The following is a 15438-nucleotide window of genomic DNA, read 5'->3' as shown; positions in this document are numbered from 1 at the left end:
ACCGAGGACCTAGACGCCGTACTTGATCTGCAGCGCCACGCCGATGATGCTGACCAACCAGATGCCGGTGACGAAGTAGGTCAGGCGGTCGAGGTTCTTCTCCACGACCGTCGAGCCCGACAGGCTGGACTGCACGCCGCCGCCGAACAGGGTCGAGAGGCCGCCACCCTTGGCGCGGTGCAGCAACACCAGCAACACCACCAACAGGCTGGTGACGATGAGGGTGATCTGCAGTGCCAGGTACATGGCGGCGAGTTTACCGGTGCGCGGGCGCGGTCAGGGCAGCGGCCCGCCCGCGGCGATCGCCGACAGCATGGCGAACTTCTCCCCGTCGAGCGACGCCCCGCCCACGAGGGCGCCGTCGACGTCCTCCTGGCCGACCAGTTCGCCGACGTTCTTCTCGTTCACCGATCCGCCATACAGCACCCGGACCGCGGCCGCCACGTCCACCGACGCGATCTCGGCGAGTTCCTTGCGGATCGCCGAGCACACCTCCTGGGCGTCGGCCGCGCTCGCGACGCGGCCGGTGCCGATGGCCCACACCGGCTCGTAGGCGATGACGACGCCGGCGAGCTGGTCGTTCGACAGGCCCGCCAGCGAGCCGCGCAGGGAGTTCACGTTGAACTCGACGTGGTTGCCCGCCTCCCGCACCTCGAGCGGTTCGCCGATGCACACGATCGGGATCAGCCCGTGCTTGAGCGCTGCGCCGGCCTTGGCGGCCACCAGCGCGTCGTCCTCACCGTGGTAGGTGCGCCGCTCGGAGTGCCCGACGACGGCGAACGTGCAGCCGAGCTTGGCCAGGAAGGCGCCGCTGATCTCACCGGTGTAGGCGCCCGCGTCGTGCTGGGACACGTCCTGCGCGCCGTAGGTGAGCCGCAGCTTGTCGCCGTCCACCAGAGTCTGCACGCTGCGCAGGTCGGTGAACGGCGGGATGACCGTGACGTCCACCTTGTCGAAGTACTTGTCCGGCAGCGAGAAGGCGATCTTCTGCACCAGGGCGATGGCCTCGAAGTGGTTGAGGTTCATCTTCCAGTTGCCGGCGATGAGCGGCTTGCGTGACATGTGCTCAGGCCTCCAGTACGTGAATGCCGGGCAAGTCCTTGCCCTCGAGGTATTCCAGTGATGCGCCACCGCCGGTGGAGATGTGCGAGAAGCCGTCCTCGTCGAGGCCGAGCCGGCGCACGGCCGCCGCGGAGTCGCCGCCGCCGACGACGCTGAAGGCGCCCTTGGCGGTGGCGCCGATGATCGCCTCGGCCACGCCGCGGGTGCCCGCGGCGAACGCGTCGAACTCGAACACGCCCATCGGGCCGTTCCAGAACACGGTCCTGGCGTTGCTCAGCAGCGCGGTGAAGCGCTTGACCGACTCGGGCCCGATGTCGAGGCCCATCTTGCCGTCCGGGATCCGGTCGGCGGGCACGGTCTCCGGCGGGGAGTCGGCGGCGAACTCCTCCGCCACGACGATGTCGACCGGAAGGTGGATCACGTCGCCGTAGTCCTCGAGCAGCTTGCGGCAGGTGTCGATCATCTCCTCCTGCAGCAGCGAGGAGCCCACCGAGACGCCCTGTGCGGCAAGGAAGGTGAAGCACATGCCGCCGCCGATGACGAGGCTGTCGGCCTTGGTCGCGAGGTTCTCGATCACCGCGAGCTTGTCGGACACCTTGGAGCCGCCGAGGACGACGGCGTAGGGCCGCTCGGTCGAGCTGGTGAGCTGCTCGAGCACCTTCACCTCGGTGGCCACCAGCGTGCCCGCGTAGTGCGGCAGCAGTGCGGCGACGTCGTACACCGACGCCTGCTTGCGGTGCACCACGCCGAAGCCGTCGGACACGAAGGCCCCGTCATCACCGACCAACTCGACGAGCGCCGTGGCCAGCTTCCGACGCTCGGCGTCGTCCTTGCTGGTCTCGCGCGGGTCGAAGCGGACGTTCTCCAGCAGCAGGACGTCGCCGTCGGTCAGACCTTCGGCACGGGCCAGCGCGTCGGTGCCGACGACGTCGCCGGCCAACTGCACGTGCCTGCCCAGCTCCTCACCGAGGCGGGCGGCCACCGGCTTGAGCGAGTACGCCGGGTCCGGTTCGCCCTTGGGCCTGCCGAGGTGCGCGGTGACGACCACCTTGGCGCCGGCCTCGGCGAGCGCCTTCAGCGTCGGGGCGGACGCGATGATTCGCCCCGGGTCGGTGACGTTGCCCGAGTCGTCGAGCGGGACGTTGAGGTCGGAGCGCACCAGCACGCCCCGACCCTCGACGCCCTCGGCCAGCAGATCGTCGAGGGTCTTGACGGCCACTGTGTCTGTCTCCCGTCGCCCGTCGCCTACAGCGACTTGCCGACGAGCGCCACGAGATCGGCGAGGCGGTTGGAGTAGCCCCACTCGTTGTCGTACCAGGAGACGACCTTCGCCTGGTTGTCGATGACCTTGGTCAGGCCGGAGTCGAACAGCGAGCTGTGCGGATCGGTGACGATGTCGCTCGACACGATCGGTGCGTCGTAGTACTTGAGGATGCCCGCCAGGGGTCCGTCGGCAGCAGCCTTGAACGCCGCGTTGATCTCGTCGGCGCTGGCTGACTTGCTCAGCTCGGCGGTCAGGTCGGTGACCGAGCCGGTGGGGATCGGCACGCGCAGCGCGTAGCCGTCGAGCTTGCCCTTGAGCTCGGGCAGCACCAGGCCGATGGCCTTCGCGGCGCCGGTCGAGGTGGGGACGATGTTGATGGCGGCGGCGCGGGCGCGGCGCAGGTCCTTGTGCGGGCCGTCCTGCAGGTTCTGGTCCTGGGTGTAGGCGTGGATCGTCGTCATCAGGCCCTTGACGATGCCGAACTCGTCGTTGAGGACCTTGGCCAGCGGGCCGAGGCAGTTCGTGGTGCACGACGCGTTGGAGATGATGTTCTGGCTGCCGTCGTACTTGTCGTCGTTGACGCCGAGCACGATGGTGATGTCCTCGTCGGTGGCCGGCGCGGAGATGATGACCTTCTTGGCGCCCGCATCGAGGTGTCCCTTGGCCTTGGCGGCGTTGGTGAAGATGCCGGTCGACTCCACGACGACGTCGACGCCGAGGTCACCCCACGGCAGCGCCGACGGGCCCTCCTTGATGGCCAGCGCCTTCAGCTTGTGCTCGCCCACCACGATGGTGTCGTCGCCCTCGAGGCTGACGTCGTAGGGCAGGCGGCCCAGGATCGAGTCGAACTTCAGCAGGTGCGCGAGCGACGCGTTGTCGGTCAGGTCGTTGACCGCGACGATCTCGATGTCGGTGTTCTTGCCCTCGCGCTTCTGGGCGTCGAGCGCCCGGAAGAAGTTCCGGCCGATGCGTCCGAAGCCGTTAACGCCTACGCGGATGGTCACGCCATGTCTCCTTGCTGGTGGTGAACTGCTCGTCTCGTACCCGTGATCAGCCTAGTAGCGCGACGTCGCGGCCGTGCAGCCTGGTCGCGGGTGCGCGCCGGTCGGGTTCAGTGCCGGCTCAGCCCGTGGTCGAGGTACGGATTGCCGAGCCACCGGCGCCGCAGGCGCGCCAACGTGCCGTCCTCCTCCAGCGCGGCCTGCGCCTCGGCGAGGCGCTGCGCGGGAGCCGGGTCGTCCGACCGCACGGCGAGCGCGACCGCGGCCCGGGCCAGGCGGCCGGCGACGACGTCGACGTCGGGCAGCGTGCGGGCCGCCTCGATGAGCACCGGCTGCAGGTCGACGACGGCGTCGCAGGCACCGGTGCCGAGGTCGGCGGCGGCCGCGGCGAGATCGGGGTACGGCCGCATCGATCCGGCGCGCCCGTCGGCCACCAGCCGCTCGGCGATCGGCCGGCCGGGACCGTCGCGGCGGACGCCGACGATGGCGCCGGTCAGGCCGTCGACGGACGCGATGCCGGGCAGCCGGCCGGCGTTGACGGCCAGCGCGCAGCTCGTCAGGAGGTACGGCGCGCCGAAGTCGACGTCCGCGTCTTGCGTCGCGACCAAGCCACCCGCCGCGCAGTCGACGTCGCCGCGGCCCAACGCGTCGACGACCTCGTCACCCAGTTCGTGGAACCGGGCCGACGTGCCGAGCCGCGCGGCGATCGCCTCGCACAGTTCGACGTCGAGGCCGCCGGTGAACGGCGGCAGGGCGCGGCCGAGGCCGACCCGCAGCGGCGTCACGCGTCGTCGAGCAGGTCGGGGGTGACCGCCGACTCGGTGTCCGGGATGCCGTCCTGCTTGGCCTTGCGGTCGGCCATCGACAGCAGCCGCCGGATGCGACCGGCCACCGCGTCCTTGGTCATCGGCGGATCGGCGAGGCGGCCCAGTTCCTCGAGGGAGGCCTGCCGGTGCTCGACCCGCAGCCGTCCCGCGGTGGACAGGTGGTCGGGCACGGTGTCGCCGAGGATCTGCAGGGCACGCTCCACCCGTGCGGCCGCCGCGACCGCCGCGCGCGCGGAGCGGCGGAGGTTGGCGTCGTCGAAGTTGGCCAACCGGTTGGCGGTGGCGCGCACCTCGCGCCGCATCCGCCGTTCCTCCCACGTCAGGCGGGTGTCCTGGGCGCCCATCCGGGTGAGCAGCGCGCCGATGGCGTCGCCGTCGCGGACCACCACCCGGTCGGCGCCGCGCACCTCGCGTGCCTTGGCGCTGACCCCGAGCCGCCGGGCGGCCCCGACGAGCGCGAGCGCCGCCTCCGGCCCGGGGCAGCTGACCTCCAGCGCCGAGGAACGGCCCGGCTCCGTCAGCGACCCGTGGGCGAGGAACGCGCCGCGCCAGGCGGCCTCGGCGTCGCCGACGCTGCCGCCGACCACCTGGGCGGGCAGCCCGCGCACCGGTCGGCCGCGCAGGTCGAGCAGTCCGGTCTGGCGGGCCAGCGCCTCGCCGTCCTGCGCCACCCGCACCACGTAGCGGGTGCCCTTGCGGATGCCGGACGCGGTGAGCACGTGCACGACGGCGTTGTAGCCATAGAGGTCGTGGATGTCCTTGCGCAGCCGCCGGGCGATGATGCCGAGGTCGACCTCGGCCTCCACCACCACGCGGCCGGCGACGATGTGCAGACCACCCGCGAAGCGCAGCAGCGAGGCCACCTCCGCGCGCCGCGCACTCACCGAGTTGACCACCAGTCGACTCAGCTCGTCCTTGACCTCGGCAGTCATCGCCACGAATTCGTCACCTCTCGTCGACCGACCGGACCGCGGGCGTGGGGAACGTCGGTTCGGCAGGGACACGGGCAGGCGCGGCCCCCCGCAATCGCACCCGCTCGAGCGCCGCGGCCAGTCGCGCCGGGTCATGTAATGGTGTACCAGGTCGGGACACGTCGGAGAACTCCACGGCGGCCGACAGCCCGGCGGCCGTGCGGCGCAGCTGTTCGCGCTCGCGCTCGCTCGGCACGCTGGCCGCGTCGACGACGATGTCGTGCACCGTGAAGCCCAGGGCGTGCTGGGCGAGCACGTGCAGGTGGCGCTCGGCGGAGAAACCCGCGGTCTCCCCCGGCTCGGACACCAGGTTGAGCACCAGCGCGCGGCGGGCACGGGTGGCCTGCAGCGCCGCGGCGAGTTCGGGCACCAGCACGTGCGGGATGACGCTGGTGAACCACGACCCCGGGCCCAGGACCACCAGGTCGGCAGCCATGATCGCGTCGACCGCCTGCCGGGTGGCGGGCGGGTTGCCGGGCAGCAGCCGCACGCGGCGCACCTTGCCGACGGTCGTCGCGACGCCCACCTGACCGCGGATCACACGGCTCATCCGCGGGTCGGACTCCAGCCCGCCGACGTCGGCCTCGATCTGCAGGGCGATCGGGCACATCGGCAGCACCCGGCCCTTGAGCCCCAGCATCCGGCCCAACTCGTCGAGGGCGGCGACGGGGTCGGCCAGCACCTCCTGCAGCCCGGCGAGGATGAGGTTGCCGATGGGGTGACCGGCCAGTGCGCCGCTGCCGCCGAAGCGGTGCTGGATGATCGTGGCCCACAACTGGCCGTGCGGGCTGTCGGAGGCCAACGCCGCCAACGCCATGCGCAGGTCGCCGGGCGGGATCACGTCGAGTTCGCTGCGCAGCCGGCCCGACGAACCGCCGTCGTCGGCGACCGTCACCACCGCGGTGACGTGCGGGGTCAGCCGCCGCGCCGCGGACAGCGTGGCGTAGAGGCCGTGGCCACCGCCGAGCGCGACGATGCGCGGCGGGCCCGTCACCTCGGGGACGTGCGCCGTCATTCGCGCCCCAGGTCCCGGTGCAGGACGCGCACCGTCAACTGGTCACCGCCCTGCAGCCGGGCAGCCAACGCCTCGGCCACCGCCACGCTGCGGTGCTTGCCGCCGGTGCACCCGATGGCGACGGTCATGTAACGCTTTCCCTCCCGGCGATAGCCGTCGATGACGACCTCCAGCAGCCGATGGTAGGTCTCCAGGAACTCCAGCGCCCCGGGTTGGCCGAGCACGTAATCGCGCACCCCCGGATGCTGGCCGGTGTGCCGGCGCAGCTCGTCGACCCAGTGCGGGTTGGGCAGGAAGCGCATGTCCATCACGGTGTCGGCGTCCATCGGCAGCCCGTACTTGTAGCCGAACGACTCGACGGTGACGCTGGTGTGCGGCACGGCGTCGGTGCCGAAGGCCCGCTCGACGCTGTCGCGCAGGTCGTGCACCGACAGCTTCGACGTGTCGATCACCAGGTCGGCGGTGGCGCGCACCGGCGCGAGCATCGCGCGCTCGGCGCTGATGCCCTCGGCGAGTGTCTGGTTGCCCTGCAGCGGGTGGCTGCGCCGGTTCTGCTCGTAGCGCCGCACCAGGATGTCGTCGGACGCCTCCAGGAACAGCACCCGCGGGGAGATGTTGCGGGTGGCGAGGTCGCTGCGCACCCACTCCAGGTCGCCGGTGAAGCCGCGCGAGCGCACGTCCATCACCACCGCCAGCCGGGTGATGCGCGATCCCGCGGCGAGTCCCAACTCCACCATCCGGGCGATCAGCTCGGGCGGCAGGTTGTCGGCCACGTACCAGCCGAGGTCCTCCAGCACCTTGGCCGCGGTGCCGCGGCCGGCACCGGACAGGCCGGTGACGAGGACGACGTCGATGCCGTCCCCCGGGGCGTCGGCCAGCATGCCGTCGCGGATCTGGTCGTTCGTGTCGTATTCGGTCATCGAAGTGTCCTGGTCCGATCATCGTCGATGACGGTCGCGTTCGCGTCCGGTTCCGGCCCGATGCCGAACGCGGGCTCGCCCGCCGTGGCGACGTCCCCGGCGGGCGCCGGGTCGCCTCCCTCGGGGCTCACGCCCAGGGCCTCGAGCACCGCCTTCGCGGTGGTGGTGCCGATGCCGGGCACGGAGGTGATCTCCTCGACCGTCGCCTGCTTGAGCTTCGCCACCGATCCGAAGTGCGTGACGAGCGCCTTGCGCCGGTGCTCGCCCAGCCCGCGCACCGAGTCCAGCGCCGAGGCCGTCATGCGCTTGCTCCGCTTGCTGCGGTGATACGAGATCGCGAAGCGGTGCGCCTCGTCGCGGATGCGCTGCAGCAGATAGAGCCCCTCGCTGTTGCGCGGCATGATCACCGGGTCCGGTTCGGCCGGCACCCACACCTCCTCCAGACGCTTGGCGAGGCCGATCACCGCCACGTCGGTGACCCCCAGCTCCTCGAGCACGTCGGCGGCGGCGTTGACCTGCGGTGCGCCACCGTCGACGACGTACAGGTTGGGCGGGTAGGCGAAGCGGCGCGCCTTGCCGTCCTCGATCACCGGCCGCTCCACGTCGCTGACGTGGCGCAGGAAGCGCCGGCGGGTCACCTCGGCGATGGAGGCGACGTCGTCGGAGCGGCCGTCGCCTGCGGCCTCGCGGATGGCGTAGTGCCGGTAGTCCGACTTGCGCGGCAGGCCGTCCTCGAACACCACCAGCGAGGCCACCACGTCGGTGCCCTGCACGTGGCTGATGTCGACGCACTCGATGCGCAGCGGCGCGTCGGCCAGGCCGAGGAACTCCTGGATGCTCTGCAGCGCAGCCGATCTGGCGTTGAAGTCGCCGGCCCGCTTGAGCTTGTGCTGCGCGAGCGCCTCCTTGGCGTTGCGGTGCACGGTCTCGGCCAGCGCGCGCTTGTCGCCGCGGTGCGGCACCCGCAGCCGGACCCGCGACCCGCGCAGCCCGGTGAGCCAGGTGGCCAGCTCGTCGGCGTTCTGCGGCAGGCACGGCACCAGCACCTCGCGCGGCACCGGCGCCGTCGCCTCGTCCGCGGCGCCGCCGAGTTCGGCCTGTTCGCCGTAGAACTGAGTGAGGAACTGCTCCACCAGGTGCTCCTGGCCGTTCTCCCCCGGTTCGCCGGACTTCTCGACCACCCAGCCGCGCTGGCCGCGCACCCGGCCGCCGCGGACGTGGAACACCTGCACCGCGGCCTCGAGGTCGTCGTCGGCGAAGGCCACCACGTCGGCGTCGGTCCCGTCGCCGAACACCACCGTCTGCTTCTCCAGCGCACGCTTGAGCGCGCCGATGTCGTCGCGCAGCCGGGCGGCCCGCTCGAAGTCGAGTTCCTCGGCGGCGGCGTTCATCTGCTTCTCGAGGTCGCGCACCAGCCGGTCGGTCTTGCCGGCCAGGAAGTCGCAGAAGTCCTCGACGATCCTGCGGTGCTGCTCGGCGCTGACGTTGCCCACGCACGGGGCCGAACACTTGTCGATGTAGCCCAGCAGACACGGCCGGCCGATCTGGTTGTGCCGCTTGAACACTCCTGCCGAGCAGGTGCGCGACGGAAACACCCGGGTCAGCAAGTCCAGCGTCTCGCGGATGGCCCACGCGTGCGAGTAGGGACCGAAGTAGCGGACGCCCTTGCGCCGCGGCCCGCGGTAGACGAACAGCCGCGGGTACTCCTCGTTCAGCGTGACGGCCAGCACCGGGTAGGACTTGTCGTCGCGGTAGCGGATGTTGAACCGCGGGTCGAACTCCTTGATCCAGTTGTATTCCAGCTGAAGCGCTTCGACCTCGGTGGTGACCACGGTCCACTCGACGCTGCCCGCGGTGGTCACCATCTGCCGGGTGCGCGGTGCGAGCGCCGACAGGTCGGAGAAGTACGAGTTCAGCCGGCTGCGCAGGCTCTTGGCCTTGCCGACGTAGATCACCCGGCCGCGCGGATCGCGGAAGCGGTAGACGCCCGGTTCGACCGGAATGGACCCCAGGGGGGGCCGGTACGTCGAGGGATCGGGCACGGGTTCCAGGTTAGTTCGACCCGACGACGCCGCTCGACAGCCCGTCGACGAAGCCGGCGAACGCCGCGCCCTTGGCCTCGTAGTTCGCGAACAGGTCGTAGCTGGCGGCGCCGGGTGAGAGCAAGACCACGTCGACGCCGGGCACCGCGGCGGCGGTGCGGACCGCGGCCTCCAGACTGTCCACGAGGTGGGTGCGTTCGGGGTGCGCCGCGGCGAAGCGCTCGCCGATCCGGGCGCCGTTGCTGGGCGACTGGATGAGCGTCACGTTCGTCACGCCGCTGCAGAGGTGCTCGTCGACCTGGCGGTAGTCGAGCCGGCGGTCCATGCCGCCGACGATGAGCGCCACGGTGGCGTCGGGCGGCATCGCGCGCAGGGCGGCGACCACGCTCTCCCCCGTCGTGGCGAGCGTGTCGTCGATCCAGCGCACCGGGTGCTCGGCCGGGCCGGTCACCCGCACCGTCTGCAGTCGGTGCGGGAGCCCGGCGAAGTCGCGCGCCGCAGCGTCGACCACCTCCGCCGGCACGGGCGCGCCGGTGAACACCTCGGCCGCCGCGGCGGCGAGCGCGCCGTTGACCGCGTTGTGCGGGTACGACATCACGCCTTGGCCGGGCAGTGGCCGGACGTCGGCCGGTTCGACCAGGCGCAGCGTCGGCGGCAGCTCGTCGATGCCGATGGCGGCGAGCCGGGTGGGCACCTCGGGCGGGCACACCAGCGCCCGCGCGCCCAGGCGGAAGACGTTGGCCTTCGCGGCGTGGTAGGCCGCCGGGTCGCCGTGCCAGTCCAGGTGGTCGGAGAACAGGTTGGTGATCACCGCCACCGCGGGCGACGCGGTCAGCAGGGCGGCCTGCTGACTGGACACCTCGGCGACGACGACCTGGCCGGGGGCCGGTTCCAGGTCGGACAGTGGCGTGCCGATGTTGCCGGCCACGACGGCGTCGACGCCGACGGCGCGCAGCAGGTGGCCGAGGAACGACGCGGTGGTCGACTTGCCCTTGGTGCCGGTGACGCCGATGGTCTGCGCGGCGAAGCGCGTGACGAACCAGTCCGCGGCACTCGACACCCGCACCCCGGACGTGCGCAGGTCGGCGAACGCGGGCTGCCGCCACGGCACGCCGGGGCTGACGAACACCACGTCGCAGGTGCGCAGCAGCGCCAGGTGCTCGGGCCCGCGGAACACCTCCAGCCCGTCGATGCCCTGGGGCGTCGTGAACGGCACGCGCCCGGCGTCGTCGACCGCGACGATCCGCGCGGCCCCGGCCGCGGCGGCGACGTCGGCCATGGACATGCCCTCGCGCCCCAGACCCCAGATGCCGACGGTGCGGCCGTGCAGGTCCGGTCTCACGCGGGGCTCACCGCCCGGGGTCCAGCACCGCGGCGTAGCGCGGCGGCACGTAGTGCACGGGCGGCACCGACGGGTCGTCGCTCGCGGCGACCGAGGCGAGGCGGTCGCGCTGCGGTCGCAGCGCCTCCACCAGGGCCAGTCCGCCCCAGTCCGGGTCGTCGAGCACCGCCAGCATCGCCTCGGCGGCCTCGTAGTACTCGCCGACGCACTCGAAGGGCTTGTGGGCGCCGACGCCGACGATGTCCTCGATGCCGGGCAGGTTGTCCGCGTCGGCGAACACGTTGCGGCCGAAGATCTTCTCCAGCCGCACCCGGCCCAGCCGCGGTGCCATCAGCAGGAAGACGAAGAGGCACTTCGGGCAGTGGCCGCACCAGGACGCGGCGCGGCGCTGCGGATCGAGCGCGAAGGGCCGGTTGCAGCTGATGAACGCGCCGAAGTACTGCTCGAAGGCGCGGAAGCGATTCGCGATCTCCGACTCCGACAGCGCCCGCAGCAGGGAGAAGTAGCGGTCCGGGTTCAGCTCGTGCCGGCGCAGCGTGTCGCGCAGCAGCGTCTCGAACACGATGCTCTTGGACCACTGGTGGTTGACGTCGCGACCGTGCCAGACGACGTTGCCGACGTTCGAGGAGCGTTCGTTGGAGAACACGACGGGCCCGAGACCCAGTGCGTCGGCGACGATGAGACCGATCACGCTGTTGATCGCCGTGACCGGCACGTGCCCGTTGAGTGCGCCCATCGCGTTGACCTCGATGAGCGTCCGGGAGACGGTCCGGCGCACCCGGGTGCTGTCGCACCCGCTGATCTCGATGCAGCGGTCGATGGGCTCGAAGTCGTTGACGCTGAACAGCATCGGCTCGACACCGTGCCCCTTGAGCAGCTCGATGGTGACCACCGAGTCCTTGCCGCCGCCGACGGGCACCAGCGGCGGGCGAGCGGCGTCGAAGGCGTCCGGCGGGCGCACCGGCCCGCCCGCGGCGTCCGGACCGGAGACCTCCGGGGTCAGCGCGTCGGGCAGCTGGTTGCGGTAGGCGAACTCGCCCAGTCCCCCGGCGATCAGCTCGCGCAGGTAGTCCCGCTCGAAGGGGTGGGTCGGGAAGGCGATCTCGATGTGCGCCGGCGCGGCGGCCTTGTAGTAGCTCGGCGAGCAGGTGAGGGCCAGCAGGCGCAACAGCCGGTCGTCGACCGGTCGCGGGAAGTCCGGGCCGAAGTCGACGACCTCGGCGAAGGTGACGTCGACGCCGGGAGCGCGACCCCGCAGCGTGTACTGGGCGGTGAACCGGCCCTCGGCCAGCTCGTAGCCGTCGATGCTCAGCGCCCGGTAGGCGGCCGGGTCGAACGGCGCGGTCATGCCGGCACCGCCACGGTGGTGTCCAGCGCCGCGTCGCCGAGCCGGGCGACGGGGTGGACGCCGAAGCCGGGCGACACCCACCACGCCCGCCGGGGCGCGGCGGGGCGCCGCGCGGCGCGCGCCACGGCGGGCAGCAGCCCGCAGGCGGCGGCCTGCTCGAGCAGCGGGTGCGGTTCGGGGCGGTCCATGCCCACAAGACCGGCGTCGGTGTCGAACACCAGGGCACCCAAATACGGCGCGCCGCCGGGATCGGTGGGCACCGCGTCGGCGGCGTCGCGACCGGCCAGCCAGCGGTGCAGCTGGTCGCGTTCGGCGGCGCTGGTGGTGCGCGCCGCCAGCCGCCGCCACGGCGGTGCGTCGGCGTCGGGCACGACCCCCGGCACGTCGCACGCGACGATCCGCACGGGCGGCAGCGGTCCGACGGGCACCGGCTCGGTCCGCGCCGCGACAAGGGTGGCTCCGTCGCCGCCGAACAGCGTCACGGTGAGCACGACGGTGTCGGCAGGCGGGTCGGCGAGGGCCGAGGCGATCTTTGCGGCGAACGCTTCGGCGTCGGGCATCGCGACGCCGAAGAAGTCGGCGGTCTCGGCGAGGTGGCGCCAGGCCGCCGCCACCTCGACACCGGCGACACCGGCGCCCACCCGGACCGGCACGCGGAGAGTGGGATGGGTACCCGGCTGGGCGATCAGCTGCGCCACGGAGACCACCGGTGCGTCCAGTGTCGCCACGCCCTGGCGCCCGACGTCGGTCGGCATGCGAAAATCGGTCACTATCAGCGAATTCTAACGCACCCGAGGAACGGAGCGGTGAGACGCCGCATGGCCCGCGCACTCGTGAGGAGACTCACCGAAGCCGACTGGCGGGACTTCGCCGTGCTCCGGCTGCGGGCGCTCGGCGACACCCTCGGCACCCGCGACCGGCAGTACGACGACGAGTCCGCGTTCACCGCCGCGCAGTGGCGTCGGCGGCTGCGGGCGCACGCGCAGTTCGCCGCCCTCGTCGACGACGAGATGGTGGGCCTGATCGGTGCGCAGCGCGACGGCACCGCCTCGGTGTACCTGTACTCGCTGTGGCTCGAGCCGGCGGCGCGGCACCGCGGCCTGGCCCGCGACCTGGTGAGCACCGCGGTGGCGTGGGCGCGGGAGCAGCACGCGGCCACGGTGACGCTGCGCGTCGAGCTGGACAACCGCCCCGCCCGCGACGTCTACGAGGGGCTCGGGTTCACCGTCGACGACGGCGCCGCGGTGGTCCGCGCGGACGAGATCACGATGCGCCTCGACGTCAACTGACCCGGTAGCGCGTCACCAGGTCGCGGATGCGGTCCATGGCGTCCACGGCGCGGCCCTTGTCGACGGCCTGCACCGCCATCGCCGGGACGTACTCGTCGTCGGGCAGGTCGACCCGGGCCCAGCGGGCGCCGACGGGGAAGGACACGTCGACCACCTCGGACCACGGAATGACGCGCTCGGCGACCAGGTTTCGCACGCCGATGCCGGCGGGACCGACCCGCAGCCGGGGCCGGGCGAACAGCAGGACCAGGGCGGCGATGATGATGCCGAGCACCGCAATGCCCACCTGGTCGGCGGTCCGGAAGATGACGCCGCTCGACCCGACCTTGAGCAGGAACCCCACCGCGATGTGGGCGGCCGCGATGAGGAATGCGGCGCCGTAGGCGAAGTACGGCGTGAGGTGCGGCCGCACCTCGAGGTCCCAGGTCTCCGTCGCGGTCACGACGTCCGGATGTCGCGCAGCACCAGCGCGGTCGACAGCGCCGCCGCGGCGGCCTGGGCGCCCTTGTCCTCGCTCGAGCCGGGCAGTCCCGCACGGTCGACGGCCTGCTGCTCGTCGTTGACGGTCAGCACCCCGTTGGCCACCGGGGTCGACTCGTCGAGTGACACCCGGGTCAGGCCGGCGGTGACGGCGTCGCACACGTAGTCGAAGTGCGGCGTCTGCCCGCGGATCACGACGCCGAGCGCAACGACCGCGTCGTGCCGGCTCGCGAGAGCCTGTGCGACGACCGGGATCTCGATGGCGCCGAGCACGCGCACCACGGTCGGCTCGTCGACGCCGGACTCCTTGGCGGTGCGCAGGGCACCGTCGAGCAGCGCGGTGCAGATGCGGTCGTGCCACGTGCTCGCCACGATGGCGAGGCTGACGCCGGAGGCGTCGACGACGGGCATCTCCGGGACGCCGGTACCGCTCACGGGGTGCCTCCGGTCTCGTCGGCGGTCGGGGGCAGGCGGTCGCCCAGCAGGTAGACGGCCTCGTCGTAACCGCTCATCTTCACGGCCTCGTCGTAGTCGTCGAGCCCGGTCAGGTCGTGGCCCATCCGGTCGCGCTTGGTCATGAGGTAGCGGATGTTCTCGCTGTTGGCGCGGACCGGCAGCGGCACGCGCTCGATGATGTGCAGGCCGTAGCCGTCGAGCCCGACGCGCTTGGCCGGATTGTTGGTCAGCAGCCGCATGCTCTTGATGCCGAGGTCGACGAGGATCTGCGCGCCGATGCCGTAGTCCCGGGCGTCGGCGGGCAGGCCGAGCTTGAGGTTGGCGTCGACGGTGTCGTCGCCGGCGTCCTGCAGCTGGTAGGCCTGCAGCTTGTGCATGAGGCCGATGCCGCGGCCCTCGTGCCCGCGCATGTACAGCACCACCCCGCGCCCCTCGCGCGCCACCATCGCCATCGCGGCGTCCAGCTGCGGCCCGCAGTCGCAGCGCCGGGAGCCGAACACGTCACCGGTGAGGCACTCCGAGTGCACCCGGACCAGCACGTCGTGGCCGTCGGTCTCCGGGCCGGACACGTCGCCGCGGACCAGGGCGACGTGCTCGACGTCGTCGTAGATGCTGGTGTAGCCGACGGCACGGAACTCGCCGTAACGCGTGGGGATGCGCGCTTCGGCGATCCGCTCGATGTGCCGCTCGTGCTTGCGGCGCCACTCGATGAGGTCGGCGATCGAGATCAGCGCGAGGTCGTGGTCGTCGGCGAAGACGCGCAGCTCGTCGGTCTGCGCCATCGAGCCCTCGTCCTTCTGGCTGACGATCTCGCAGATGGCGCCCGCCGGCTGCAGACCGGCCAGCCGGGCCAGGTCCACCGCGGCCTCGGTGTGCCCGGGGCGGCGCAGCACGCCGCCGTCCTTCGCGCGCAGCGGCACGACGTGGCCGGGCTTGGTGAAGTCGTCGGGCCCGACGGTCGGGTCGGCCAGCAGGCGCATCGTAGTGGCGCGGTCCGACGCCGAGATGCCGGTGCCGACGCCCTTCTTGGCGTCGACGGTGACGGTGTAGGCGGTCTGGTGCTTGTCCTGGTTGACCGCGTACATCGGCAGCAGGCCGAGGCGGTCGCAGACCTCCCCGGAGAGCGGGACGCACAGGTAGCCCGACGTGTAGCGCACCATGAACGCGACGAGTTCGGGGGTGGCCTTCTCGGCGGCGAAGATGAGGTCGCCCTCGTTCTCGCGGTCCTCGTCGTCGATGACGACCACGGCCTTGCCGGCCGCGATGTCGGCTATCGCCCGCTCGACGGAATCAAGCCTCGTCATACGTCACCTACTTCGAAGGGGCGGGTGCGGGAGCACGCTCCGCCGGCTGCGGCGGGGTGTCCCCGAGTCGCCCGGGACCATGGAACCGACACAAGTATGAACCACTGGGACGGGTGA

The 15438-nt window shown here is 72.0% G+C and carries 16 protein-coding genes; 1 reads left to right on the top strand and 15 read right to left on the bottom strand.

The window, feature by feature from the left end; genetic code table 11:
• Positions 1–9: 9 nt before the first annotated feature.
• The 12 genes from secG to FZ046_RS18255 form a co-directional block, all read right to left on the bottom strand.
• Entirely contained in the window at positions 10–246 is a 237-nt protein-coding gene (secG, locus tag FZ046_RS18310) for a preprotein translocase subunit SecG (protein WP_070354949.1), read from the bottom strand.
• Positions 247–276: 30 nt separating this feature from the next.
• Positions 277–1062, bottom strand: coding sequence for a triose-phosphate isomerase (tpiA, locus tag FZ046_RS18305; protein WP_070354948.1), 786 nt, complete (start codon positions 1060–1062; stop codon positions 277–279).
• Between the two features lie 4 nt (positions 1063–1066).
• Positions 1067–2281: a phosphoglycerate kinase gene (locus FZ046_RS18300; RefSeq protein WP_070354947.1), complete on the bottom strand. Its 1215-nt coding sequence runs from the start codon at positions 2279–2281 to the stop codon at positions 1067–1069.
• Between the two features lie 26 nt (positions 2282–2307).
• Positions 2308–3330, bottom strand: a complete 1023-nt coding sequence (gene gap / locus FZ046_RS18295) for a type I glyceraldehyde-3-phosphate dehydrogenase (protein WP_070354946.1) — start codon at positions 3328–3330, stop codon at positions 2308–2310.
• Positions 3331–3437: 107 nt separating this feature from the next.
• Positions 3438–4112 carry a transporter substrate-binding domain-containing protein gene (locus FZ046_RS18290; RefSeq protein ID WP_149484288.1) on the bottom strand — a complete coding sequence of 225 codons (675 nt, stop codon included), beginning with the start codon at positions 4110–4112 and terminating at the stop codon, positions 3438–3440.
• On the bottom strand, positions 4109–5086 hold the full coding sequence (gene whiA, locus FZ046_RS18285) for a DNA-binding protein WhiA (RefSeq protein ID WP_083298627.1): 978 nt from the start codon (positions 5084–5086) through the stop codon (positions 4109–4111). The genes FZ046_RS18290 and whiA overlap by 4 nt, the downstream gene beginning before the upstream one ends.
• Before the next feature lie 13 nt (positions 5087–5099).
• A complete protein-coding gene (yvcK, locus tag FZ046_RS18280) occupies positions 5100–6140 on the bottom strand; it encodes a uridine diphosphate-N-acetylglucosamine-binding protein YvcK (RefSeq protein ID WP_070356335.1) in 1041 nt (346 codons plus the stop codon).
• Positions 6137–7060 (bottom strand): RNase adapter RapZ, encoded by a 924-nt coding sequence (gene rapZ / locus FZ046_RS18275; protein ID WP_070356334.1) that lies wholly within the window; start codon positions 7058–7060, stop codon positions 6137–6139. Before rapZ ends, yvcK begins: the two co-directional genes overlap by 4 nt.
• Positions 7057–9102 carry an excinuclease ABC subunit UvrC gene (uvrC, locus tag FZ046_RS18270; protein WP_070356333.1) on the bottom strand — a complete coding sequence of 682 codons (2046 nt, stop codon included), beginning with the start codon at positions 9100–9102 and terminating at the stop codon, positions 7057–7059. The genes rapZ and uvrC overlap by 4 nt, the downstream gene beginning before the upstream one ends.
• Positions 9103–9112: 10 nt before the next feature.
• Positions 9113–10444 (bottom strand): Mur ligase family protein, encoded by a 1332-nt coding sequence (locus FZ046_RS18265; RefSeq protein WP_070356332.1) that lies wholly within the window; start codon positions 10442–10444, stop codon positions 9113–9115.
• A gap of 7 nt (positions 10445–10451) precedes the next feature.
• Positions 10452–11792, bottom strand: coding sequence for a MurL-like N-terminal domain-containing (locus FZ046_RS18260; RefSeq protein WP_070356331.1), 1341 nt, complete (start codon positions 11790–11792; stop codon positions 10452–10454).
• Positions 11789–12562 carry a hypothetical protein gene (locus tag FZ046_RS18255; RefSeq protein WP_149484287.1) on the bottom strand — a complete coding sequence of 258 codons (774 nt, stop codon included), beginning with the start codon at positions 12560–12562 and terminating at the stop codon, positions 11789–11791. Before FZ046_RS18255 ends, FZ046_RS18260 begins: the two co-directional genes overlap by 4 nt.
• Positions 12563–12610: 48 nt before the next feature.
• On the opposite strand from FZ046_RS18255, the gene FZ046_RS18250 reads away from it, so the two are divergent.
• Positions 12611–13081 carry a GNAT family N-acetyltransferase gene (locus FZ046_RS18250; RefSeq protein ID WP_070356287.1) on the top strand — a complete coding sequence of 157 codons (471 nt, stop codon included), beginning with the start codon at positions 12611–12613 and terminating at the stop codon, positions 13079–13081.
• On the opposite strand, the gene FZ046_RS18245 is transcribed toward FZ046_RS18250, so the two are convergent.
• The 3 genes from FZ046_RS18245 to FZ046_RS18235 are packed head-to-tail and all read right to left on the bottom strand — an operon-like array spanning position 13074 to position 15321.
• Entirely contained in the window at positions 13074–13523 is a 450-nt protein-coding gene (locus FZ046_RS18245) for a PH domain-containing protein (RefSeq protein ID WP_070356288.1), read from the bottom strand. The genes FZ046_RS18250 and FZ046_RS18245 overlap by 8 nt on opposite strands.
• Positions 13520–13996 (bottom strand): 6,7-dimethyl-8-ribityllumazine synthase, encoded by a 477-nt coding sequence (ribH, locus tag FZ046_RS18240; RefSeq protein ID WP_070356289.1) that lies wholly within the window; start codon positions 13994–13996, stop codon positions 13520–13522. The genes FZ046_RS18245 and ribH overlap by 4 nt, the downstream gene beginning before the upstream one ends.
• Positions 13993–15321, bottom strand: coding sequence for a bifunctional 3,4-dihydroxy-2-butanone-4-phosphate synthase/GTP cyclohydrolase II (locus FZ046_RS18235; protein ID WP_070356290.1), 1329 nt, complete (start codon positions 15319–15321; stop codon positions 13993–13995). Before FZ046_RS18235 ends, ribH begins: the two co-directional genes overlap by 4 nt.
• Positions 15322–15438 lie beyond the last annotated feature (117 nt).

Origin of the sequence: Mycolicibacterium grossiae (genome assembly GCF_008329645.1) — a bacterium.
In the GTDB taxonomy this organism is placed as follows: Bacteria; Actinomycetota; Actinomycetes; order Mycobacteriales; family Mycobacteriaceae; genus Mycobacterium; species Mycobacterium grossiae.
The sequence above is the reverse complement of the archived record's forward strand: the minus strand, read 5'-3'. Positions and strand labels throughout refer to the sequence as shown.